Genomic DNA, 21,227 nt, shown 5'->3' with positions numbered 1-21,227 from the left:
ATGACGAAGGGACACCTCATCGATGCGCATCCTCCTGCTCGGGCCGCCCGGAGCCGGCAAGGGCACGCAGGCGGTGCGCCTTGCCGCGCATCTGTCGATCCAGCACATCTCCACCGGTGACCTGTTCCGCGAGCACATCGACCAGGGCACCGAGCTCGGGCAGAACGCCCACACGAACATGCGCGCCGGCCTTCTGGTACCGGACGAGGTCACGATCGGGGTGATCAAAGAGCGCCTTGCCCGCCCGGACACCGAGCACGGATTCCTGCTGGACGGCTTCCCCCGCAACCTTGCCCAGGCGGAGGCGTTGGACGACATCCTGGCCGATTCGGAGTCGACGCTGGATGCCGTGATCGACCTGGAGATTCCCGAGGCCGAGGTGGTCAGGCGGATCGCTGGACGACGGCTGTGCCGTCGGGACCGCGAACACATCTTCCACGTCGACCACAGCCCGCCTGAAGTGGCAGGAGCCTGCGACGTCTGCGGCGGTGAGCTGTACCAGCGCGATGACGACCGCGAGGCAACCGTTCGTAGGCGACTGGAGGTCCATCGCAGCGCGACGGCGCCGGTCGTCGACCACTACCGGGCCCCGGGTCTGGTGACCACGATCTCGGCCCTCGGCCAGGTCCAGGAGGTCCTGGACCGCGCGCTGGTCGCGATCGGCCAGGGCCAGGTCGATGCCTCCGGCGCGTCGAGCGGTTGACCCCTCCGCAGGGAAGGTGCGAGGCGGTCGTCCCGCCGCTCGCCGCAATGTGCCCACAGCCGGGATCGGCGCCCCTCCATCGTCCCGGGGCGCCGAATGGCTCCGCACCCACCCCCCCCTCACAACCTTCTGATCCGTAGCTCTGTGTAGAGCGGTCACGAACGGTCATACCGGCCGCGCCATGGCCTTTCGAGGATGTTGCCGGGCTGGGACGGTTACTGGAGTTGCTGTACTTCGCTGCTGTACCGCAACCTCAGGGCCTCATCCTTATCAGGCCGATCACGGCGGCTAGAAGTGCTTGACCCATCGGCCTTCTGCCCGGACGGCTGGTCCCGTGAGGTCAGCCGCTGGTGTCAGACGTTAGCGATCGACTTGACAGTCCGATTCCGGATCAGTACCGGGGCTCTTCAGCCGGTCTCGGACAAGCAGCAGCACGATGATCACGGTGACTAGCTGGGTCGCCGAGTCGAGCGCTGCTGAGAGCGCTGGCGATTTCGTGGACCGGTCATCAGTGAACAGACGGCCATGACGTCCCACCGGAGAAGAGCTGCTGGTGGAGGGTTCTGTGGCATGTTGAGCTCACTCCTGACCAGGCGTAACGGGGGCCAGTACCCGAACCATCGATCGGGCATATGCTGCCGCCGATCACGTGCGGGAAGCCTGAGGGGGGCGTGTCATGGGTGCTGAAAGAGCGACGAGCGGTCGAGCCGTTTCGGACGGGGTGAACGAGGCTTTGTACCTGGATGACGTGAACGATACGGAGCGCGGCGGCTCCGCATTGCGGCGGCGTCTGTCCTGTCTGGTGGTCGCGGTGGCGATCCTCGCCCTGATGGCGGGCGGCTTGGTCTGGCTGTTCCGGGACGAGTTGTTCCATCCGTTCGGGGACGCCCGAGCTTGTGAGGGCAGCGACACGCAGCTGCCAGGCCTGATCGGCGCCGGGGGTGCACAGATTCCCGCCGGTGCTTCCGACATCCACTACTTCACCAGGAACGGCAGCGCTGAGGTCACCTTCGTGAGCAACCAGATACCGGATTACCTCCACCGCGCGGGGATCCTCCCGGATGGCAAGCCCCTGTTCGACGAGAAGTACGGCACCAAAGGGGTCGCCGATGACGAGATCGAGCTCCCCGAGGGTCTGTGCGGGTCTCCCCTGCGGGGCCCTGTCTGGATCTACCACTCCACAAGCGCCACCGGTTCGAGCGTCAACGTCATGGTCGAGGTCTCTCCCACGCTCCGCGACGATTTCCGCTTCCCGGCCCGCACAGTGGTCACCTACAGCCTCTCCTGACGCGCACTCGGAGCGATCTCCTTACGCGCGTCTGTGGATCATGGACGGCGCTGCGAGGGCTGTCTCTGGCCGACTTATTGCCCTGACGAAGATTGTTTCGTCGCTGAGCGCGCAGCAAGATCACTCCTCCGGCACGCGCCGCTTGCCCACGCGGTCGGTGGAGTCAATGGGTGAGCCAAGCCGCACACGGACTTGAAAACCGTCGTGGCGCGAGTCACCGTGGGTTCAAATCCCACACCCACCGCAGGTGAACGGCCCCTGACCGGGTAACTGGTCGGGGGCCGCTTCCGTGTCCGTTCACCGTGATCGCCCGCTGTTCCCCGAGGTTCACTGCTCGATCGGGCACGGGAGGGGCACGCTTCTAGTCGTCGAGCCATGGGCCTCGGGTGATTTGTTTGTGAAGTCGCTCGTCCAGGCAGCTCAGGTGGGCCCAGACGAACTGTGTGCTCTGTTCCCCGGCCCGCGTGATCTCCAATGTGACGCCATCACCGGAGTGGCCGACATCGGTGGTTTCCATACAGAACGCGCAGCTCACGGGCTCCTTGATGTTCATCTGGTGAATGTAGCCCGCGGTGTGCAGATCGAGTTGGGTGGAGGGCTTGGACTGCTACTGCGGGCCACCGACCTGTCGGCCTCCGCCGACTACCCACCCCTACTCCCATCCCGTCTGCCGTCGACCCACACACCGTGGAGCGGGCGTGGTTCCTGGCGTCCAGGTGGAGCGCGCCACTGTACGAACGACCTGGACGCCAGGGGCCGCGTCTGCTCGGCTCTGCCTGGGTCGACGGCAGACGGGATGGGAGTACCCCGCGCACGCCACACTCGGCCGGCACTCGCGAACGGCGCCCCCGCTATCTCGGAGCCTGAGCGCCCCCGCCGGAGGCATGTTCTGATCGGCGGACTCCGTGGCCGGGTCTCTACTCGTGGGCCGTCGCTTGCTGCGGCCCCAGGGGCCGACCCCGGCGCCGAAGGCGCAGAGGGGTCGGGCTGGGGCCAGCCCGTGCTCGCGCGGGCACTTGAAGAGGAGGACATCGAGCCGTTCACGATCGAGGAGGTGCAGAGCCTGCTCGTCGAGGCGGCCAAACTCCGCAACAGCGCGCGTTGGGTCGTAGCCCTGGCGCTGGGGCTTCGGCAAGGGGAAGCGCTCGGGCTCCACTGGGAGGACGTCGACCTGGACGCGGGATACGTCCGCATCCGAAAGAACAGACTTCGGCCCAAGTACGCGCACGGCTGCGCTGGCGATTCGTGTGGCCGGAAGGCGGGCTACTGCCCGAAGCGGGAGCAGACCCGGCGTGAGCACAAGTCCACGAAGTCACGGGCAGGGCGTCGCACCATCGGCCTGCCCGATCCGCTGATCAAGATTCTCCGGCAGCATCAAGAGGTCCAGGAGCGCGAGCGGATCGCGGCCGGTGCGGACTGGGAGGGCAAGGGGTACGTCTTCGCCTCGCCGATCGGTGGACCGCTGGGCCCGAACACGGACTTCCACGTCTGGAAGCGGCTTCTCCTCGATGCGGGCGTTCGTGACGGGCGCCTCCATGATGCTCGCCACACCGCGGCGACCGTGCTCCTGATCCTTGGCGTCCCGGACGTCGTGGTCGACGCGATCATGGGATGGGAGCCCGGGGGAGCGGCCCGGATGCGCGCTCGGTACATGCACGTCACGGGGCCGATGCTCCGGAAAGTCGCGCAGCAGGTCGGACGAGCCCTCTGGGGGCCGCCCGGAGCCGAAGAAGAAGCCGACTGAGACGGAAACTGAGACGGACAACGAAGAAGGGCCCCACCGCAAGCGGTGGGGCCCTTCGACATCGTGCCCGGTGAGGCACTGGCGGAGGATACGAGATTCGAACTCGTGAGGGGTTGCCCCCAACACGCTTTCCAACTGTGCGCGCAGCGGTACGTGGCTGTTCACGGACGTTCGCGCAGCAGCTCAGAGAGTGTGCGCGTACGCCGGCGGACAGCGACGTACGCGGGCGAACTGGACAACGACCAGGACAACGACCAGGACAACGAGATCAGGTCCGTGGGACAACACCGACGAACTCAGCCCCCTTGTGGTTGCTGATGATGAAGTCGAAACCGTGGCCATCAGCGCAGGTCAGTTCCACACTGACGAATCCGCCTCTGGTCCCGAGGGGGCTGCCGTGACTGTCCCGGTCAGGGTGGACCGTAACCGCCTCGTGGTCGGGACCATCTCCCTGCTCCACCTCTGCGATGCCGCACGCGGGGCACTTGACTTGCCATTGCATGCTCCACGGTCCGCTCTCGCGCGGCGCTGGAACGAGGATTCCATCGTGACTCTGAGGCACGCTTCCCTCCAGACAGGTTGGTCCCATCCATGACAGCCGACGGGCGGCTGGCACGCAGGACTTTCATCTGATCCGTAGGCGGGTGCGCCACCCACGGACGGCCTCTGATCGGTAGCTCAGACGTGAAGATGAGCCGCGTCCGCACCTCGCCACATCCGCCGCCGTTCGCGGTTGTACGCCAATGTTGATGTCACCGGCTGATGTCAACCGCCGACGGGGCCAGCCGGACATTCGGTCGTCGCCCACGCGGATCCGAGTACTTAACTCACCCCGGAGCCGTTCCACTTCCCCCAGCCTCACACCACAAAGATGCCCACCACCAGCACGAGATCACTCGACGCAACGAAGCACTATTGGACCGCTGAAGCACGAGTGGCCTCGGCTATTGAGCAGGAGAGCCGCGGAAAATTTCCGGGGCTCTTTGCGTTAACGGAGTCCTCTCGTTTTACAGCTCCGCCCGGCGTAATACGACAGAACGTCCCGGCATCGATATTACGGAACGACATCTACCTTGTCGCCGATGTTGAGGTTGTCGAAGAAGGTCTTCGCTGCCGTCGGGGACAAGTGGACGCAACCATGCGACTCGCGCGCCAGGCTGCCAGCATGGAATCCCAATAGTGGCCCGAAGTGCACGTAGTGGGGCATCGGCGCCGGCTTGTGGGTCACCGGGTCCTTGTAACTGCTGCTGAAATGGATCGCATGCTTACCGATGACGGTGAAATGTCCTACTGGTGTGGGATTGGTCTTGCGTCCGCCCAGCGCCGCGACCTCAAGCTGGACGACCTTGCCCGGCTTGAGCAACCAAGCCCGCCGTGCCGAGATGGAGAAGCACGCACGGGCGTCATTCCGGCACTTGGCCAGCACTGGCGCGGTCGCCAGCGGCTTCTTCTTCGTGGTCGTGGCGGCGTCGCGCTGGAGCCCCTGAACTCCTGGCAGTACCCGTCCGGTGATACGGGCCCGGCCGCCGCTTGATACCACTTCGGCCGCGCTGTGCGCTTCGCGCTCGAGTGCCTCCGAGGTCACGACCGGCACAGCGCCCTGCAGGTGGCCACCAGGCGTCATCTCCTGCTGGACCACGTGGGCCAGTTCATGGGCGATTGTCTGGTCTCCCTCACTGCTTCCGGGCCGGTACCGGCCGGTCCCGAAGACGACGTTATGGCCGACGGTGTAGGCAAGGGCACCCAGTGCATCGGCAGATCGTGCGGCACGTCCATCGCTGTGGACGCGTACCCCGCTGAAGTCACGGGAGAAGCTGTGTTCCATCCGTGAACGGACGGAAGGCTCCAGTGATTGACCGGCGGAAGCCAGGACTTCTGCGACCGGCGGTGGCGCAGTCGGCGGCGGGGTGGGACGGGTGATCCGAGGAGGCCGCGACAGCATCTGCAAGGCCATGCCGCCGTGGGCTGCGAGAGGCGGGGTAAGCAAGGAAGGAGCGGGATAATCGCTGTGGACCTTCACCTGAGTGAAGTCGGCGGCGGACGCCACAGGCGTGGAGGAGGGGCGTTGGAAAGCCGGTCTGGCAGGAGGGGCCTGGTCGCCGGCCGAGAACGTCGGGCGACCGGGTCGCAAGTGGACAGGGGTTGCGGGCCTCGCCGGTGAAGCCGTCACGACCGGCTCGTGCCGCTCTGCCGATGCCCGCGCATGGAGGGTCATCGTCGACCACCTCTCCCACTCGAGGCCGTGCGGGTCTCATCTTCCGACCATCCCCTCACACGCTTGCAAGACGTGCCATTCCGGTACCCGTCTGGCCTACAAACCGTGGGTCCACCCTCGCCCGGAGGCGGGGTCGTTGACCGGTTGGGCGCAGCGTCCCACCCCACCGCGGGCCCCGGCCGAAGCAGACCGCTCGCGGCGCGCAGCTATCCGGATCACCCTCAGGGCCGTCAGCCGTTTCCGCATCCGACTTCTACCTGTCCGATCAGGCCGGCTGAGTTTCAACTCCACCTTCCGCCCGTCGCGGAGTTAGTGCCAGTGGTGACCTCTGGAGCTTCCGGTAAAGCTGACCCACTGTGGCGCTGAGGGCATGCAATCGTCGCTCACCAGCCTGCCAATTACTCATTCGGGTGCCGAGTCTGGAAGGAGCCCACGATCCTTCGCTATTACCCCGGATCTGCGCAGGTCAGGGCTCATCTCCTGCGTTATCACGCAGCGAATCGGAGTCGTTCGGGAGCGGGTGCCCGGTCTGTGAAACCGTGATCGGCGGACCGTGCCGCCCGTTGCGCAAGCCACCCGGAGACTCGGGGTCCGCCGTTCACAGCCGCACCCTCGCGGACGGTTCGAACGTGCCTGAAGCCGTGCGCGAGGTAGTACCGCTGGAGCCCCTCGTTCGTTGTCCAACTGTGCGCGTGGCGGTTCAGAGGCGTCCGCAGAGGTTCAAACGGCAGCTCAGCTGGGGTGCGCGTACGAAGGTGAACGGCGGCGACTGTCAGCGCACTGGACAAGGACCAGGACAACGAGTGGCGCGGAGAGAGTCGTCCCGCTACGGAGGCTCGATCTATCGCTCGTCGCCAGAATCACCCCCCCTACCCCCTCCATCCCGACAGAGCCACACGGCCAACGGGACCATGGCCGCGACCACAACGGAAGACGTCTCAATCGGAGCGCCAAGCTCGGGCACGAAGAGAACGAGAAGAACGACCAGCAGACCGATTCCGCCAAGGCCTCCCGCAATCAGTCCTCGCGAACGTACCCAGCGACGCTGTCGGGATACCGCATGAGGACTCTCGGGGCTTGAAGCTTCAGTACCAGTCGGTAGTGTCATTGATGACCTGCTCTCTGCAAGGACTAGGTCAGGGCGGCTCCCGTGCCAGCGGGGGCCGCCTTTTTTGCGGCCAAGCCACCCCGTCGATGGCAATAGTGACAGCGAGTGATCCAGCCGCCAATCTGCTTATCCACACCCTCTGTGGATAAGCCTCCTATAACTGTGTGCAACCATCGATAATCTGTGCACGACCCGGTGGATAGAGCGGTGAATAAGCCACAGGCGGATCCACAGAACGTGGCCTGAGCTGCGGCTTTCGCGTTTACACATTGTGGAGAAGAAAAATATTTCCTAGCAGACCAAGATCGCACCAAGTAAGCACGGAGGGATACGTTCCACTCCCGCATCTCCCGACTGCGGAACACCGCGTAAGGGGCTTGGTGTAGCTTCACCTATAACACCTATCGACTCACTCCATCCTTGGAGCCCACATCCCACTCGCCCTAGACGAGTGGTTCTCGTCCTGCGCTCTTGGAAACGCGAATGGCCCCGCCTGACGGCGGGGCCATTCGACGGGGTCGACCTGCACTCACCAGGCACTATCCCCACTGGCAGAAGGCGACGGAAGCGTCATCCCCTGACTTGTAGCGCGGCCATCGTTGCCCCCGGGGGTCTGTGGCCTCCACCTTCCGGACGGTGTCGATCAGCTCTCGCGGTCCCCCAGCTCGAAGCGTCGCAAAGACCTCGGGCCAGGTCGACTGGGCGTAGTCCGTCACGAGACAGGCAGCACCATCGGACAGTACGGCAGCGGCACGCACGTCGACGGCACGAACCGTGCCTGTCACCGCGTGTTCTGCCGCTTCAGGGGTGGCCGCTGCGACCCAATAGCCAGCCGCCGTGTTACGGATCTCCCGCTGCGCGAGCACCAGGTTCCGCAGTGCCTCTTTGTGCTCTGTTGTATGAGTCTCCTGCTGGGCGACTTCGGCCTTCAAGTCGGGAAGGATTTGATCCACCCGGAGGTCGGTGATCACGGAAAAGCCCTGATGGCCTTCGAGCACGATGGGGGAGTCTGCCAAGACGAGGTGATCGAACGACCCCCCTCGCTGCCGGAGGATCGCAACCGTCGCCGAGGGCGTGCCGGGATTGCCGAGATCGCATTCAGGGTGCAGCGCCGCTACCCCTTCGAGGGCACCTGCCAATCCGGCCGTGAGCGTGGTCTCCGGATCGGCCAGCGAGGCGACAAGCTGACTGCCGAGGCGCCCGACATACCAGGGCACACCGTGGCGACATCCGGTGTCCAGGCCCGCCGTGCTTAGTCCGTCCAGCACGACGGCAAGAGTCGGCGTTCCGGCCACCCAATCTTCATTGGGAGCGGCTCCACCAGGTTGGGTGTCGATGGCGACGCGCATGCTCAGCCTTCGTGTCGGTACAGCGGGGTGATGCGTCGACTCTCCTGCACTTCTAGCGTCTTCGGGTCGTAACGGCACGAAATCAAGGTGGAGAACCTGCGTGTGCGGACCTCTCGGTACAGCTCTGCCAGGTTGTTCTCCAGGAAGTGGACGACCCCGCTCGCCCCTATGGCGTGGATGCCGGCGATGTAGAGGAACGTCCCCTTGCCGTCCAGGCGAGGGAGACGCCCCAGGTAACCAACGTCGCCGTCCGACCCGTCTTCATCGAAGGGGGACCGGTACTTCTTCCCGGCCACCTGGTCGATCAGGTGCCACGCCGTGTCCTTCTCAAACCGAAGGCTGTCGTCCCCTTCGAGTACCTGCGCCACGATCGGGGAGCGTCGCGGACCGCAGATGACGACGTGGTTGTCCCGGTTGAGGTTGACGATTCCAGTCGGCGGAATCACTTCGTACTGCGCGTCAAGCTTCATGCCAGTGACCAGTTTGCGCAGGTGTTCGAAGTTGTTCAGGTCCTCGCGGGTGACAACCTCGCTGGGGTTCTGATCAGGACCTTTGCCCGCTTCGTACATGCCAGCAACCGACACCGTGACCATGTCCGTGCCGAAGAACGCGCGTTCCGGCGGCGGGCCGGCAGACGCGAGCTGGCCGACGCGCCCCCGACTGACCCCGAGTCGTTTCGCAATCTCGGCTTGCGTCATGCCCGAGGCCTGGGCCTCTTCGATCGCTTCCCGGCGGATGCGAGACAGCTCATTCACGTGGCTCTGATACCGCGCCATCAGGTCGATTGAGGCTTTAGCGCGGTCAACGGGGTCCGTGATCCCAGAGACCTTCTCCATGTCGTCCTGCATGTCTCTCCCAACGTCGCCTAGGGGGGCTATCAGACTCTATCGCGAGAGGGGGTTGCGCGCAGCCGGGACTTTGCCTACGGTACCTAACAAGCACGACGGCAACCCCCCCTAAGCAAGCGGAGGGGATGTCCATCGAGGCTGCTTGACCTGCACTAACAGCGTCTGGAGGAAAGCCCGCGAGGGTGAGTACGAAGAGAGCGCCTGTGCCTTTAGAACTCAACAGCGTGCCGATCCAGCCGCCTGCACACGGGCGGTCGATGGGTCGATGTAGACGCAAGTGACGCGTCCTCCGGCATCTCGATACGTAGTGCCAGAGGTCGTTGCTCAACCGAACAGACCACAACCCAACAACGGCGCGCGGCCCCGGTGCTGGAACACCGGGGCCGCTGTTCGGGCCGTTCACCTTGCAGGGAGAACACGACCCATGAACCCCATCGTTACTGTTCAGGACGTTGTTACCGCGTTCGCCGACTTCATGGAGCCGACGGATGCGGAGCTGGACGCGATCGAGCAGGAGATGCCCGTCATCACGGCGGAGATCGACCTGCTCGACGCGCAGATCATCACCCTGGACCACACGCCCACCGAGCTGGACGCGCGGCGTATCCGCCGGGCCCACCGCCGGGTGCTGACCGCCCGGCGTGAGTTGGCCAACCGCGCCGCCACCGTCGACACGGCGGGGGGTGCCGCGTGAAGGCCAAGACCGTACTGCCCGCCGTCGCGATGACGGCGGTGTCCATGGTCCTCACCTTGGCCGTGGTCATGATGTGGCTGGGCGCGGCGATGCCGTGGCCGGTCGCCCTGGTCGTCGGTCTCGGGATCGACGGCGGATGGCTCGCAACCCTGGCCTACGAACGCCGCCTCGCCGCGCAGGGCGACCACTCCGACGCCGTGGCGGCGGTCGGCTGGTCGTTCGGCCTGGTCGCCACCGGCGTCCTGATCGCCCACGCGCTGACCGCTGAGGCGGAGACGGGCGCATGGCTGGCGGTGGCCTGGCTGCCGCTTGCGGCGAAGGCACTGTGGCTGGTGCACGGGTTGTGGGAGCGGACCGCGCTCACCCCGAAAGCGCTGACCGCCATCACCGGTATCCAGCAGGAAGCCCGCGATGAAGCGGCCTTGGCCCGTGCCCGACTGCGGGCGGAAGCGGCCACCGAGGAGACCCGGCTGACGGCCGTGACGCAGGCTGGCGCGCGCGTCGCCCGCGTCCAGGCCGACACCGCCAAACGGCTCTCCGATGCATGGTCGACGCTGGAGGCAGCCCGGTCCGGCGAGGACACCGGAAGGGCCTTGACCAGCGTGACTCACCGCGTCACGCCCGACGTCACACCCCGCTGGGAGCTCCCCATCTGGGGACCGACAGAGCCCCTTACCGCACTCGAATCTGGGCCCGCCCTCACCGACGCCGAACTTGACGCGGTCGTGGACGAGATCCGCACCAGTCGCGTTCCCGCCCTGTCCTACCGGGAGTTGGCCACCCGCTTCCGCACGGCCGGCCACTCCGCGTCCGAGGTCCGCCTGCGGGCGGCGTGGAAGCGCGTGGCGTGATGGCAGCGCTGCCGGTGCTCCGGTGGCGCCTCGCCCCGGACGGCTACGCCACCCGCCGCCAACTCCGGGCCCGCGGACTACGCCCCGGCGGCCAGGCCGTGGCGGCGCAGCTCGAACGACCGCGCCGCCGCCGCGGACCGCTGGTCGCCTACCTCTACCGGATCGATCTGGCCCGGCCGGTGCGCCCGATGACGGCCGCGAAGTGGGCGGCGCTGGCCAAGGCCAACGCCGCCCGCCGCACCTGCCCGACCTGCCGCCGCGATGCCGGATACGTCATCCCCGCCTCGCTCGGGACCTGCGTGCCCTGCGCCTACCCCGACGACCAGCGCGCCGCCTGAACACCCCGACCACCTCTTGGAGTTTCGCTGTGACCAGCACCAACGCTGCTCCGAGCACCATCGACTACGCGTGGCACGCGCACGTGACCGTGCCCGGTGAGAGCCGCGCGTTCGCCCGCGGAACCGTCACCGTCCCCATCTCCTTCTGCTGGGACCGCGTCACCCGTGAAGTCGCCGCATGGCTGCGAGCGCAGGGCTCGACCGTCCAGCTCGCCGACATTCATCTCATCCTCGCCCCGCGCGCCTGACCGGAGGGATCGACCATGTCCAAGCCCAACACTCGCCGCCTTGACCAGGCCATCCGCGAGACGAACCGCAAGCTTGAAGCCGTCCGCAAGGGCGAGCTGTGGCCGCTGACCGGATCGGAGCGGCGCCAGATGCTCGCCGCGCTCGCCGGCGGCTCCTACCGGGTCCTGCGCGGCAAGAGCACCGGCCGCGCGGACAACCGGATCGACTCCGTCTCCACCTCCGCCGAAACCCGGCTCATCGCTGAGATCACCGCGTTGCAGGTAGAGCGGCAGCGACTCGTCACCGAGGCTGCGCAGGCCAAGGCCGCGAAGAAGTCCTCCGGCTGGTGGTGACCGTGGCCAGCCTGAACACGCCTCCCGGTGAGTGCCCGCAGTGCTGGCAGCACGCCCACGACCCCCGCGCCCACCGCAACCTCCGCCCCCGCGAGGACTGCCCGCAGTGTGTGGACCACATGGTCAACGGCCACCCCAACATCACGCCCAAGAAGTCCCGCTGGTGGTGACGCGCACCCGCGCCGCCGCTCGCCTCGCACCACCCCGCACAGCCCTCCCCCTTTCGCCTTCACCCCGGACACGGGGCAGTCAGGAGTGTCTCCAACCATGAGTGACAACGTCGTTCACCTGCACAAGAACACCGAACCGGCTCCCGAGCCGGCCACCGTGACCACGCTCACCGTGGTCCCCGAACCGGCACCCGCCGCACCCGTCCCGCTGTGGGTCCGCTCCGGACGCGCCATCCGTACAGCGGTGACACACGAGGCCACCAAGACCACCGCTCGCGCCGTTGCCCGGCACACCCTGTACGTCGCCGGCGGAGCGAAGATCGCGGCGAAGCGGACGTGGGACGGGCGGACCGCGTCCCGGTACGAGCGGATGTTCCGCGCGGCCGAAGCCGTCGGGAATCACGAGATGGCTTCGGAGTGGGAGGAGCGCGGGCAGCACTTCCGTGAGGCCCGGCACCGCCGCCGCATGGACCTGCTCCACTCGCCCGTGGACGCGGCCAAGGGCGTCGCGGTGAGTGCCGGGATGGGTGTCGGGTCGCTGGTCACCCTCGGAGTTGTGATGGCGATCGCGACGAAGGACGTCACGCAGGTCGTCACCCCGTTAATGGCGACGATCGACTTCATCAACCTGCTCATCACCATCGTCCGGGTGGTGTGGGGACCGGCTCTCGCGATCGGGCCCTTCCTGGCCCTGCTCGCACTGTGGGCGATCGGCAGCAAGCAGCAAGCCGCACCGGCATGGGCCCTACCCGAGAACGTCCGCAACAGTGAGGGTGAGCCGATCACGCCGTCGATCGTGGTCAAGGCCCTGCGCGACCTCGGAGTGCCCGCCCTGCGCAACGCCATCAAGGAGATGGGGGACGCCGGCGCGAGCATGCTCGGGCCAATCCGGATCGCGGGATGCGGCGTGGAAGTCGACGTCACCCTGCCCTCCGGGGTGTCTACGAACGAGGTGCAGGGGAAGCGGCGCAAGCTCGCGGAGAACCTGACCCGGCACGAGCACGAGGTGTTCATCACCATCCCGGAAGCGGCCCGCACGGTCCGTCTGTGGGTCGCCGACTCCGGTGCACTGGACGAGCCGATCGGTCCGTCTCCGCTGGTCACCGACGAGACGATGACCGCCGACTACGCCAAGGGCCGCGCCCCGTGGGGTCAGGATCTGCGCGGTGATGCTGCCGCGTTGTCCGTCTACCAGCGCCACCTTCTGATCACGGGCCTGTCCAACCAGGGCAAGACCGTCGCCCTGCGCTCCCTCGCGCTGTGGCTCGCACTCGACAAGTCCGTCCAGTTCCTCATGGGCGACCTCAAGGGGATCGGCGACTGGGCCATGTTCGACGGCCTGGCCACCACGTTGATCCAGGGCCCGACCGATGAGCACGTGATCCAGGTCACCGAGATGGTCGAAGGCGCCGTGGGCGAGATGAACCGCCGTCTGATGGCCCCGCCCGGCACCGTGTTCCCCGCCCTGATCGTTCTAGTCGATGAGGCGCAGGTCGCGTTCATGTGCCCGGTCAAGGACGAGGACGGCCGTTTCTACGGCGGCTCCAAGGCCACGTCCCGGTACTTCATGGCCGTCCGGAAGATCCACAACCAGGGCCGTGCCGTCAACGTGCTGATGTGGCAGGGCACGCAGGACCCGACCGATCAGAACCTGCCCAAGCTGGTCCGCGAGGGTGCCCACACCCGCGCCTCGCTCGCGCTGGGTACCGAGTCGCAGGCTCGGATGGCGCTGGGTGACAAGGCGGTTGACGGCGGGGCCGCGCCGAACCTGCTGCGTCCGGGCCTGGACCAGGGAACGCTCGTGGTCGCGTCGTCGGGCATCGACATCCCCAAAGGGCAGTCGTCCATCACGGTGCGCACGCACTACGTCGACGACGACGCGGCCAAAGTCATCACCGCCCGGGCCAAGGCCCTGCGCGACGGAGTCACCACCCTCACCGTGATCGACCGCGGTGAGGACCGCGACCCGCTCGCCGACATCGCCTCCGTCATCGGGGACGCCTCACGGGTCCGCACCAAGGACGTCCTCACGCGGCTCGCCACGCTGAACGAAAAGGCCTACGGCGGCTGGTCATTCCTCGACCTCGCGCGGGTGTTGGACGACGCCGGCGCGGAGCCGCACAAGTCCGACGGCGTCATGGTCGTCAGCCGCGCCCGCGTCACTCGCGCCCTCGCCAACCGCGACGCGGACGGTTCCGCTTCCGCCGACGGATGACAGGGAGCCAGCCCCTCCCGGGTCAGGGAGGCAGGGAGAACTCCCTGAACCCCTCCCTGACCCGCCTCCCTGGCCCTGAGCTGCACAAATGATCCATCAGGGAGGCAGGGAGGCACCGCAGGTCAACCCCTGAAACCCCCTCCACAGCCATCCCGCAAGGGGGTGGCTCCGCCTCCCTGACCGCGCACCGGAAGGGATTCCGCATGTACCCCGAACACCCCACCCACAACCACCCCGCGACCGCCGTCGAAGTCCACCAGCCCGTGCCACTCGCCCCCGCCGTGATGGCGCCGATGCCGCTCGTGCCCGTCCAGCCGGGCAGCATCCCGACCGTGACAAGCGTGGTCCTGCCCGACGGGCGAGTCGTCACGGGCTACGCGATCAACCCCGTCCAGCCCGAACCGCTCGCGGCCAAGCCAGCCGTGTCCCGCACGGCGGTGAACATCGCCCTTGGAGGCGTTGGGTTCGGCGCGGTGTGCGGAGGGCTGCTGCTCCTGACGACGTTCATCGCCGCACTCACCGCGCTCATCACCCAACTGATCACCCTCGCCGCCGTCATCTTCGGCGGCTGGATCGCCGTACAGATCTTCAGCGCTGGCGGCTCCAAGGGCGGGACCACGGTCAACATCCGCAAAGCCGTGATCAAGCGCAACCGCTTCTACAGCTAGCTACGCCAAGGGCGACCCCCACTCCGCCAAGAACCGGGGCCGCCCTTGCTGTCCAGCAACTCATCAAGGAACTGGAGACATCCAGCATGACGCAACCAACCGACATTCGGCGAGAGCACCTGCCTGCCGCTCTATCCCTGGCCACCTCCGGCTTGCCGGTGCTGCCCTTACGAGTAGGGAAGGTGCCGTTCGGAAACTGCCCGGCCTGCGCGCGGAACACGTGCGGCGGCCGGCCGAACATGAGGACCCCCGGACCGTGCCTCTGCCCCTACCCGTGCCACGGTTGGGCCGCCGCCACCACCGACCCCGGCGTCATCAACTCCCCGACGTGGGCGTCGGCGTGGCGGAGTGCTGCGACGCTCGCCTATCACCCCGGCGGCGCCGGGGTGACCGTGGTCGACCTGGACGACCCCGCCGCCATCCAGTGGGCCCGCGAGACCCTGCCCGCCACCCGGACCGTGGCCACCACCCGGGGCGAGCACTGGATCTACCGGGGCACCATGCCATCCGCCAACGCCGTACGGTCCGGTGTCGACATCAAGTCCCTTATGGCGTACGCCCGTTGGCTCGGACCCGGCACCGGAGCCACGGCCGCTCTCACTGGCGCTGTGCGCGCCCTTGCAGTAAAGGAGCCGTCCACCGCTCACAGGGCGCCCCAGACGCTCTCAATTCCCTTGGGTGGCCAACGGGAGAAGTGCCCGCACCGAACACCGGCCTACCTCGAACGTGGCATCGCCATGGCGGAGCAGCGCATCACCGAGGCGTCCAGCGCGGTGCATGCCACCGCGTACCGGACGTTCCTCGCCGTGCTGTCCACGCACGGCCGGTGCGGCTGCCTCACGGAAGGGCACATCGCCCGGCTGTTCACCGCCGCGCAGGCCAAGGGCGAATCGGCCCGGCACTGCACGGACGCATGGACCAACGCCCTGACCACGTTGGGACTGAGCCATGTCTGAGGACGACAAGACTCCCGCCCGCGAAATCATCACCGACTACGCCCAAGCCCACTTCCGATACTTCCGCACCTCCGACGGAACCGTGTACGCGCAGCACAACGGCCATCCCGTGGCCCGTCCCATCCGCTCGCAGGGCACCACGGGCAGCCACCGCCAAGAACTCATGGTCGGCCTGTTCAAGGACGGGATCGGCGTATTCAACGGGACCGCGCTCAAGGAGGCGTTGGACTTGATCGAAGCACTCGCGCTGACCGAGGACGTCCAGGCGGTGCACATCCGCGTTGCCCCTGGATTCGACGGAGCGACGTGGCTGGACCTGGGCCGCAACGACGGCCAGTCCGTCCGCATCCACCCCACCGGCTGGGACATCCTCACCCCCGACCCGCGCGAAGTCTGCTGGCGCCGCACCCAGCTCACCGGCGAACTGCCCCTGCCGGCCAAGGACACCGACGGCAAGGGCATCGACCTGCTCATGCGGCTGTGCAACTTCGCCACCGCGGAGACCGAATGCCTGGCCATCGCCTGGCTCCTCGGCTGCCTGGAACCGTCCGTGCCCGTTCCCGCGCCGTTCCTCACCGGCCCGCAGGGCGCGGGCAAGTCCACCGGCGGGCGGATGCTCGTCCGGATCGTTGAGGGGATGAGCGGTGACCTGCGCCGGGCACCGAAGGACGAGGAGAACCTGATCGCAGCGGTCGCGGCCGGATGGATCACCGCCCTGGACAACCTGTCCCACCTGACCCCGGAACTGTCCGACGCCATGTGCTGCATCGTCACCGGAATCGAGAACGTCAAGCGTGCCCTGTTCACCGACGGCGACGTGTTCCGCGTCGGCTACCGCCGCCCCCTGCTCCTCACCGGCATCGACGTCGGCGTCATCCGCCCCGACCTCGCCGAACGGCTCCTGCCCCTGCGCCTGGAACGGCCCCGGGTACGGCGCACCGAGGCCGAACTGTGGGCGGAGTACGAACAGGCACTGCCCATCGTCCTCGGCTCGCTCCTAGACCTCACGGTCAAGGTGCGCGCCGTTGCAGCGGAGACCCCCACCGACCTGCGCATGGCGGACTTCGCCCGCCTGTGCGCGCAACTCGACGCGGCCACCGGCCTCGGAGCTCTCGCCGCCTACCGGGCGAGCCTGGACGACCTGAACGACGACGTAATCGAGGGCGACCTCCTCGCGCAGACCGTCCTCAGGCACGCCGGCACCATCGCGCCGGGCGCCGCGCAGCAGATGACGTCCACGGAGTGGCTGTCCTGCCTCAGCAACCTCTACAGCGGCGACGACTGCCGTCCCCTGCCCAAGGGGTGGCCGACCACGGGCAAAGTCCTCTCCGACCGGCTCAAACGCCTCCAACCGACGCTGGCCGCCCGGGGCGTCCTCATCGACTCGGGCCGCACCAAGGCGGGCCGCTACCTCGAAATGACCCGCACGGCCGCCCTGGCCCTGCCTCCGCACGAGCAGACGCGGGCGTTCTGACCCGCGATCCGCACGCTCAAGCGAACAGCAAGAAGAGCACCAGCGACGGCGAGGCGTGCTCTTCTTGCTGTTCGGCGGAACGCCGCCCCAAGGTCGCGCCGCGCAGCGGCTCCTTCTTCACTCTGTAAGGCGCACCGAAGTACTACAGGCAGCCCCTTCTTTGTCCTAAGTAGGAAGACGCTGCGTCACCTGCGTCACCCGAGCCGGAAAACGGCCGCTGACCTGCGGCAACAGCGGTGACGCAGACGGCTAGCTCTGCGTCATCCTGCGTCACCTGCGTCACCCGATGACGCAGCCGATGACGCACCGGTGACGCAGCCCCGATCCGCCGCGTCACCCAAAACCGCAGGTCAGAGCGCCGAGTGACGCTGGTGACGCGGTGACGCAGAAATCCGAACCTCGGACAGACGCGGGCTTCCAAGGAGATCCGCGATACCAGCCGCAGCCCACCTCGAAGGAGTGCCCCACCCATGGACACGCCTCAGTTTCGTGAGGTCGATGACCCCACGTTGGTGTTGTTGACCGTCGAAGAGGCCGCACGACGCCTCCGAATCGGCCGGACCACCTGCTACCGACTCATTCGCAACGGCGAGCTGGAATCCGTCCCGGTAGGCAGCCTGCGCCGGATTCCTGCCGAGGCCCCCGGCGAGTACGTGGCTCGCCTTCGGGCCCAGCGGCGAGCTGCCTAACCCCCTCTCTTTCGGAGCGTCACCCGATGCCGGGTGGCGCTCCGACCTGCATCTATGCACTTCGAAGGAGCCCGCTCGTGGCAGAGGACAAGAAGCGCACGCGCCGCGCGAACGGCGAATCGGCCATCTACTTCGGCAAGGACGATCGTTGGCACGCTCGCGTGCCCATGGGCTACAAGGAGGATGGGACGCCCTACCGGCGGCATCTGACCCGGCCGACGCGTAAGGAACTCGTGGACGAGGTCCGGCGGCTTGAGAAGCAGCGCGACGAGGGTTCGGCGCGTCAGCCCGGCAAGCCATGGACGGTAGAGAAGTGGCTCCTGCACTGGGTCGAGAACATCGCCAAGCCCGTCATCAGTGAGAACACGTACGACGGCTACGAAGTGGCGGTTCGCGTGCACCTCGTGCCCGGTCTCGGGAAGCACCGCATCGACCGCTTGGAGCCCGAACATCTGGAAAGCCTGTACCGCCGGATGCAGAACAGTGGGAGCAAGGCCGGTACGGCTCACCAGGCGCATCGCACCATCCGGACCGCCCTCGGTGAAGCGGCGCGGCGTGGTCACGTGGCGAAGAACGCCGCCGCGTTGGCGAAGCCGCCACGGATGGAAGAGGCGGAAGACGAAGTCGAGCCCTACTCGCTGGTAGAGGTGCAGAGCCTGCTGCTCGAAGTAAATAAGCGTCGGAACAGCGCTCGCTGGATGCTGGCTCTGGCGCTCGGTCTGCGGCAGGGCGAGACGCTCGGTCTGCGCTGGTCCGACGTCGACCTGGACAACGAGTACCTCAAGCTGCGCCGGAACCGTCTGCGCCCCAGGTACGAGCACGGATGCCCGGACGCCTCACCCTGCGGCCGGAAGGCGGGGTACTGCCCGGACCGGGTGCAGGTCCGGCGCGAGACCAAGAACACCAAATCCCGAGCGGGCCGCCGCGCGGTACCGCTGCCCGGCCCGCTGGTCGCCATGCTTCGCTTGCACGCGGAGGCGCAAGCGCGCGAGCGAAAGACCGCCGGGAATCTGTGGACCGAGTCGGACTACGTGTTCACCCGGGCGTTAGGTGGCCCGCTAAGCCCGAACACGGACTATCACGACTGGAAGCGGCTCCTGGCAGACGCGCGGGTCCGGGACGGCCGGCTCCACGACGCCCGGCACACCGCCGCCACCGTGCTCATGCTGCTCGGTGTCCCGGCCCGCGTCATCGACCAGATCATGGGTTGGGAGCCGGGCACGTCCGCTCGGATGCGGGCGCGGTATCTCCACGTGCCGGACGCCATGCTCAAGGACGTCGCCCGGAAGATCGCCGATGCGATCTGGGGACCCTCGACACCCCTTGTGGACAAAAACCAGGACAACGAGGGCTGAGGACAACGAAGCAGGGCCCCACCTTGCGGTGGGGCCCTGCGACATCGTGCCCGGTGAGGCACTGGCGGAGGATACGAGATTCGAACTCGTGAGGGGTTGCCCCCAACACGCTTTCCAAGCGTGCGCCCTAGGCCACTAGGCGAATCCTCCGGGGCAAACAATACAAGACGTTGAGGAGTGCTCGCGAACTCGTTCCCGCCCCGGGGATCCTGTACTCTTTGCGGAGCCCCTCACGTGGCGCTATCTGACTGAACTCCCCCAGGGCCGGAAGGCAGCAAGGGTAGGTTGGCTCTGGCGGGTGCGTGGGGGGCGCTTGCGTTTCCGGAAGAGCCGCCGGCCCGCTCAGGGACGGGATGCCGCCGGGGTCGCGCCCGGGATGCGCTCAGGGCGGTCCTTGTTGTCAGTGGGCGCCTATACGCTCGTAGGCGTGTCGTCTCTCGCGCTGTACCGCCGCTATCGCCCGGAGTCGTTCGCCGAGGTCATCGGGCAGGAGCATGTCACCGACCCGTTGCAGCAGGCGCTGCGGAACAACCGGGTCAATCACGCGTACCTGTTCAGCGGTCCGCGCGGGTGCGGCAAGACCACGAGCGCGCGCATCCTGGCCCGCTGTCTGAACTGCGAGCAGGGGCCCACGCCGACCCCGTGCGGTGAGTGCCAGTCCTGTCAGGACCTCGCCCGCAACGGCCGGGGCTCCATCGACGTCATCGAGATCGACGCGGCCTCGCACGGTGGTGTGGACGACGCCCGTGACCTGCGGGAAAAGGCCTTCTTCGGGCCCGCGAGCAGCCGGTACAAGATCTACATCATCGACGAGGCCCACATGGTCACGCCGGCCGGTTTCAACGCGCTGCTGAAGGTCGTCGAGGAACCCCCGGAGCACCTCAAGTTCATCTTCGCCACGACCGAGCCCGAGAAGGTCATCGGGACGATCCGGTCGCGGACCCACCACTACCCGTTCCGGCTGGTGCCGCCCGGGACCCTGCGCGAATACCTGGGTGAGGTCTGCGGGCAGGAGGGCATTCCCGTCGCGGACGGCGTGCTTCCCCTGGTCGTACGGGCGGGCGCGGGCTCCGTGCGTGACTCCATGTCCGTGATGGACCAGCTGCTCGCGGGTGCCGCCGACGCCGGTGTGACATACGCCATGGCGACCTCGCTGCTCGGGTACACGGACGGCTCGCTGCTGGACGCCGTCGTCGAGGCGTTCGCGGCGGGGGACGGCGCCGCCGCCTTCGAAGTGGTGGACACCGTCATCGAAGGCGGCAACGACCCGCGGCGGTTCGTCGCCGACCTGCTGGAGCGGTTGCGGGACCTGGTCATCCTGGCGGCCGTTCCGGACGCGGCGGAGAAGGGGCTCATCGACGCTCCGGTCAACGTGCTGGAGCGCATGCAGGCGCAGGCCGGGGTGTTCGGCGCCGCCGAGCTGAGCCGCGCCGCCGACCTCGTCAACGACGGGCTGACGGAGATGCGCGGAGCCACCTCACCGCGCCTCCAGCTCGAACTCATCTGCGCGCGCGTCCTGCTGCCCGCCGCCTACGGGGACGAGCGGTCCGTCATGGCCCGGCTCGACCGTATCGAGCGCGGGGTGAACTTCTCCGGCGGCGGAGCGGCGCCCGCCATGGGCTACGTGCCCGGACCCGAGGCGCACGGCGCGGTGCCCGTCCCGCAGGCCGGACCGGCGGTTCCTCCCGGAGGCGGCCCCGCGGCGGCCCGTGCCGCGGCTCGCGGAGCCGGACAGGGAGCGGGGCAAGGGGGAGCCGGCGCGAGCGCCGGGGCCGTGCCGGGAGAGACGCCCGGGACATCCGCTCCCGTCGCTCCCGTCGCTCCCGTAGCCCCCGTAGCCCCCGTAGCCCCCGTGGCACCCGCGGCGTCCGTGACCCCTCCGGCCGTCCCGACGGGCACGCCCGCCCACGCTCCCGTGGCGCCCGAGCAGCCCGCGGCCCCGGCCGGTGCCCCCACGGGGGCCGCGCCCGGTGCCTGGCCC

Annotated in this window: 19 protein-coding genes, 1 tRNA gene, 1 other RNA gene and 2 pseudogenes; 17 read left to right on the top strand and 6 right to left on the bottom strand. The window is 67.6% G+C overall.

Annotated features, from left to right (window positions below):
- The first annotated feature begins 22 nt into the window (after positions 1-22).
- Complete coding sequence (locus ACFWBT_RS06500; protein ID WP_385696676.1) at positions 23-703, top strand: adenylate kinase; 681 nt, start codon at positions 23-25, stop codon at positions 701-703.
- Between the two features lie 748 nt (positions 704-1,451).
- Positions 1,452-1,991 carry a hypothetical protein gene (locus tag ACFWBT_RS06495; RefSeq protein WP_261709020.1) on the top strand — a complete coding sequence of 180 codons (540 nt, stop codon included), beginning with the start codon at positions 1,452-1,454 and terminating at the stop codon, positions 1,989-1,991.
- Positions 1,992-2,352: 361 nt separating this feature from the next.
- Here the strand turns inward: ACFWBT_RS06495 and ACFWBT_RS06490 are convergent, their stop codons facing one another.
- Entirely contained in the window at positions 2,353-2,544 is a 192-nt protein-coding gene (locus ACFWBT_RS06490; protein ID WP_354388036.1) for a hypothetical protein, read from the bottom strand.
- 465 nt (positions 2,545-3,009) lie between these two features.
- On the opposite strand from ACFWBT_RS06490, the pseudogene ACFWBT_RS06485 reads away from it, so the two are divergent.
- Positions 3,010-3,735, top strand: a pseudogene (locus ACFWBT_RS06485) (tyrosine-type recombinase/integrase); the annotation flags it as partial.
- Between the two features lie 1,054 nt (positions 3,736-4,789).
- Here ACFWBT_RS06485 and ACFWBT_RS06480 read toward each other — a convergent pair.
- The 4 genes and pseudogenes from ACFWBT_RS06480 to ACFWBT_RS06465 all read right to left on the bottom strand — a co-directional run bounded on the left by ACFWBT_RS06480 (position 4,790) and on the right by ACFWBT_RS06465 (position 9,255).
- On the bottom strand, positions 4,790-5,677 hold the full coding sequence (locus ACFWBT_RS06480) for a DUF4157 domain-containing protein (RefSeq protein WP_385696779.1): 888 nt from the start codon (positions 5,675-5,677) through the stop codon (positions 4,790-4,792).
- 761 nt (positions 5,678-6,438) lie between these two features.
- Positions 6,439-6,636, bottom strand: a pseudogene (locus tag ACFWBT_RS06475) (GNAT family N-acetyltransferase); the annotation flags it as partial.
- A 961-nt stretch (positions 6,637-7,597) separates the two neighbouring features.
- Positions 7,598-8,407 (bottom strand): hypothetical protein, encoded by an 810-nt coding sequence (locus ACFWBT_RS06470; protein ID WP_385696672.1) that lies wholly within the window; start codon positions 8,405-8,407, stop codon positions 7,598-7,600.
- Positions 8,408-8,409: 2 nt separating this feature from the next.
- Positions 8,410-9,255 (bottom strand): sigma factor-like helix-turn-helix DNA-binding protein, encoded by an 846-nt coding sequence (locus tag ACFWBT_RS06465; RefSeq protein WP_385696669.1) that lies wholly within the window; start codon positions 9,253-9,255, stop codon positions 8,410-8,412.
- Positions 9,256-9,679: 424 nt separating this feature from the next.
- Here ACFWBT_RS06465 and ACFWBT_RS06460 point away from each other — a divergent pair, with 424 nt between their 5' ends.
- The 12 genes from ACFWBT_RS06460 (at position 9,680) to ACFWBT_RS06405 (ending at position 19,246) form a co-directional block, all read left to right on the top strand.
- Positions 9,680-9,949, top strand: a complete 270-nt coding sequence (locus ACFWBT_RS06460; RefSeq protein ID WP_385696667.1) for a DUF6284 family protein — start codon at positions 9,680-9,682, stop codon at positions 9,947-9,949.
- Positions 9,946-10,800, top strand: coding sequence for a protein spdB (locus tag ACFWBT_RS06455; protein WP_385696665.1), 855 nt, complete (start codon positions 9,946-9,948; stop codon positions 10,798-10,800). Before ACFWBT_RS06460 ends, ACFWBT_RS06455 begins: the two co-directional genes overlap by 4 nt.
- Positions 10,800-11,138, top strand: coding sequence for an RRQRL motif-containing zinc-binding protein (locus ACFWBT_RS06450; RefSeq protein WP_385696662.1), 339 nt, complete (start codon positions 10,800-10,802; stop codon positions 11,136-11,138). The genes ACFWBT_RS06455 and ACFWBT_RS06450 overlap by 1 nt, the downstream gene beginning before the upstream one ends.
- 29 nt (positions 11,139-11,167) lie before the next feature.
- Positions 11,168-11,386 carry a hypothetical protein gene (locus ACFWBT_RS06445; protein ID WP_385696659.1) on the top strand — a complete coding sequence of 73 codons (219 nt, stop codon included), beginning with the start codon at positions 11,168-11,170 and terminating at the stop codon, positions 11,384-11,386.
- Between the two features lie 15 nt (positions 11,387-11,401).
- On the top strand, positions 11,402-11,719 hold the full coding sequence (locus ACFWBT_RS06440) for a hypothetical protein (RefSeq protein ID WP_385696656.1): 318 nt from the start codon (positions 11,402-11,404) through the stop codon (positions 11,717-11,719).
- Positions 11,716-11,889, top strand: coding sequence for a pRL2-8 (locus tag ACFWBT_RS06435; RefSeq protein ID WP_385696653.1), 174 nt, complete (start codon positions 11,716-11,718; stop codon positions 11,887-11,889). The genes ACFWBT_RS06440 and ACFWBT_RS06435 overlap by 4 nt, the downstream gene beginning before the upstream one ends.
- Positions 11,890-11,986: 97 nt before the next feature.
- On the top strand, positions 11,987-14,104 hold the full coding sequence (locus tag ACFWBT_RS06430; protein ID WP_385696650.1) for an FtsK/SpoIIIE domain-containing protein: 2,118 nt from the start codon (positions 11,987-11,989) through the stop codon (positions 14,102-14,104).
- Between the two features lie 203 nt (positions 14,105-14,307).
- Positions 14,308-14,772 carry a hypothetical protein gene (locus tag ACFWBT_RS06425; RefSeq protein WP_385696647.1) on the top strand — a complete coding sequence of 155 codons (465 nt, stop codon included), beginning with the start codon at positions 14,308-14,310 and terminating at the stop codon, positions 14,770-14,772.
- 86 nt (positions 14,773-14,858) lie between these two features.
- Positions 14,859-15,728, top strand: coding sequence for a bifunctional DNA primase/polymerase (locus ACFWBT_RS06420; protein ID WP_385696645.1), 870 nt, complete (start codon positions 14,859-14,861; stop codon positions 15,726-15,728).
- A complete protein-coding gene (locus ACFWBT_RS06415) occupies positions 15,721-17,202 on the top strand; it encodes an ATP-binding protein (RefSeq protein ID WP_385696642.1) in 1,482 nt (493 codons plus the stop codon). The genes ACFWBT_RS06420 and ACFWBT_RS06415 overlap by 8 nt, the downstream gene beginning before the upstream one ends.
- A gap of 470 nt (positions 17,203-17,672) precedes the next feature.
- Positions 17,673-17,891, top strand: a complete 219-nt coding sequence (locus tag ACFWBT_RS06410; protein WP_205069121.1) for an excisionase family DNA-binding protein — start codon at positions 17,673-17,675, stop codon at positions 17,889-17,891.
- A gap of 77 nt (positions 17,892-17,968) precedes the next feature.
- Positions 17,969-19,246 (top strand): tyrosine-type recombinase/integrase, encoded by a 1,278-nt coding sequence (locus ACFWBT_RS06405; RefSeq protein ID WP_385696639.1) that lies wholly within the window; start codon positions 17,969-17,971, stop codon positions 19,244-19,246.
- 62 nt (positions 19,247-19,308) lie between these two features.
- Here the strand turns inward: ACFWBT_RS06405 and ACFWBT_RS06400 are convergent.
- Positions 19,309-19,396, bottom strand: a tRNA-Ser gene (locus ACFWBT_RS06400).
- A gap of 71 nt (positions 19,397-19,467) precedes the next feature.
- Between ACFWBT_RS06400 and ffs the strand changes: the two genes are divergently transcribed.
- An RNA gene (gene ffs, locus ACFWBT_RS06395) (signal recognition particle sRNA small type) lies at positions 19,468-19,566 on the top strand.
- A gap of 107 nt (positions 19,567-19,673) precedes the next feature.
- Positions 19,674-21,227 (top strand): DNA polymerase III subunit gamma and tau (locus tag ACFWBT_RS06390; RefSeq protein ID WP_385696637.1); only part of this gene is annotated, 1,554 nt, incomplete at its 3' end.

The sequence above is a fragment of the Streptomyces sp. NPDC060027 genome (assembly GCF_042737005.1).
In the GTDB taxonomy this organism is placed as follows: domain Bacteria; phylum Actinomycetota; class Actinomycetes; order Streptomycetales; family Streptomycetaceae; genus Streptomyces.
Note: the sequence above shows the minus strand (reverse complement) of the source record. Positions and strands in the feature narration are given on the sequence as shown.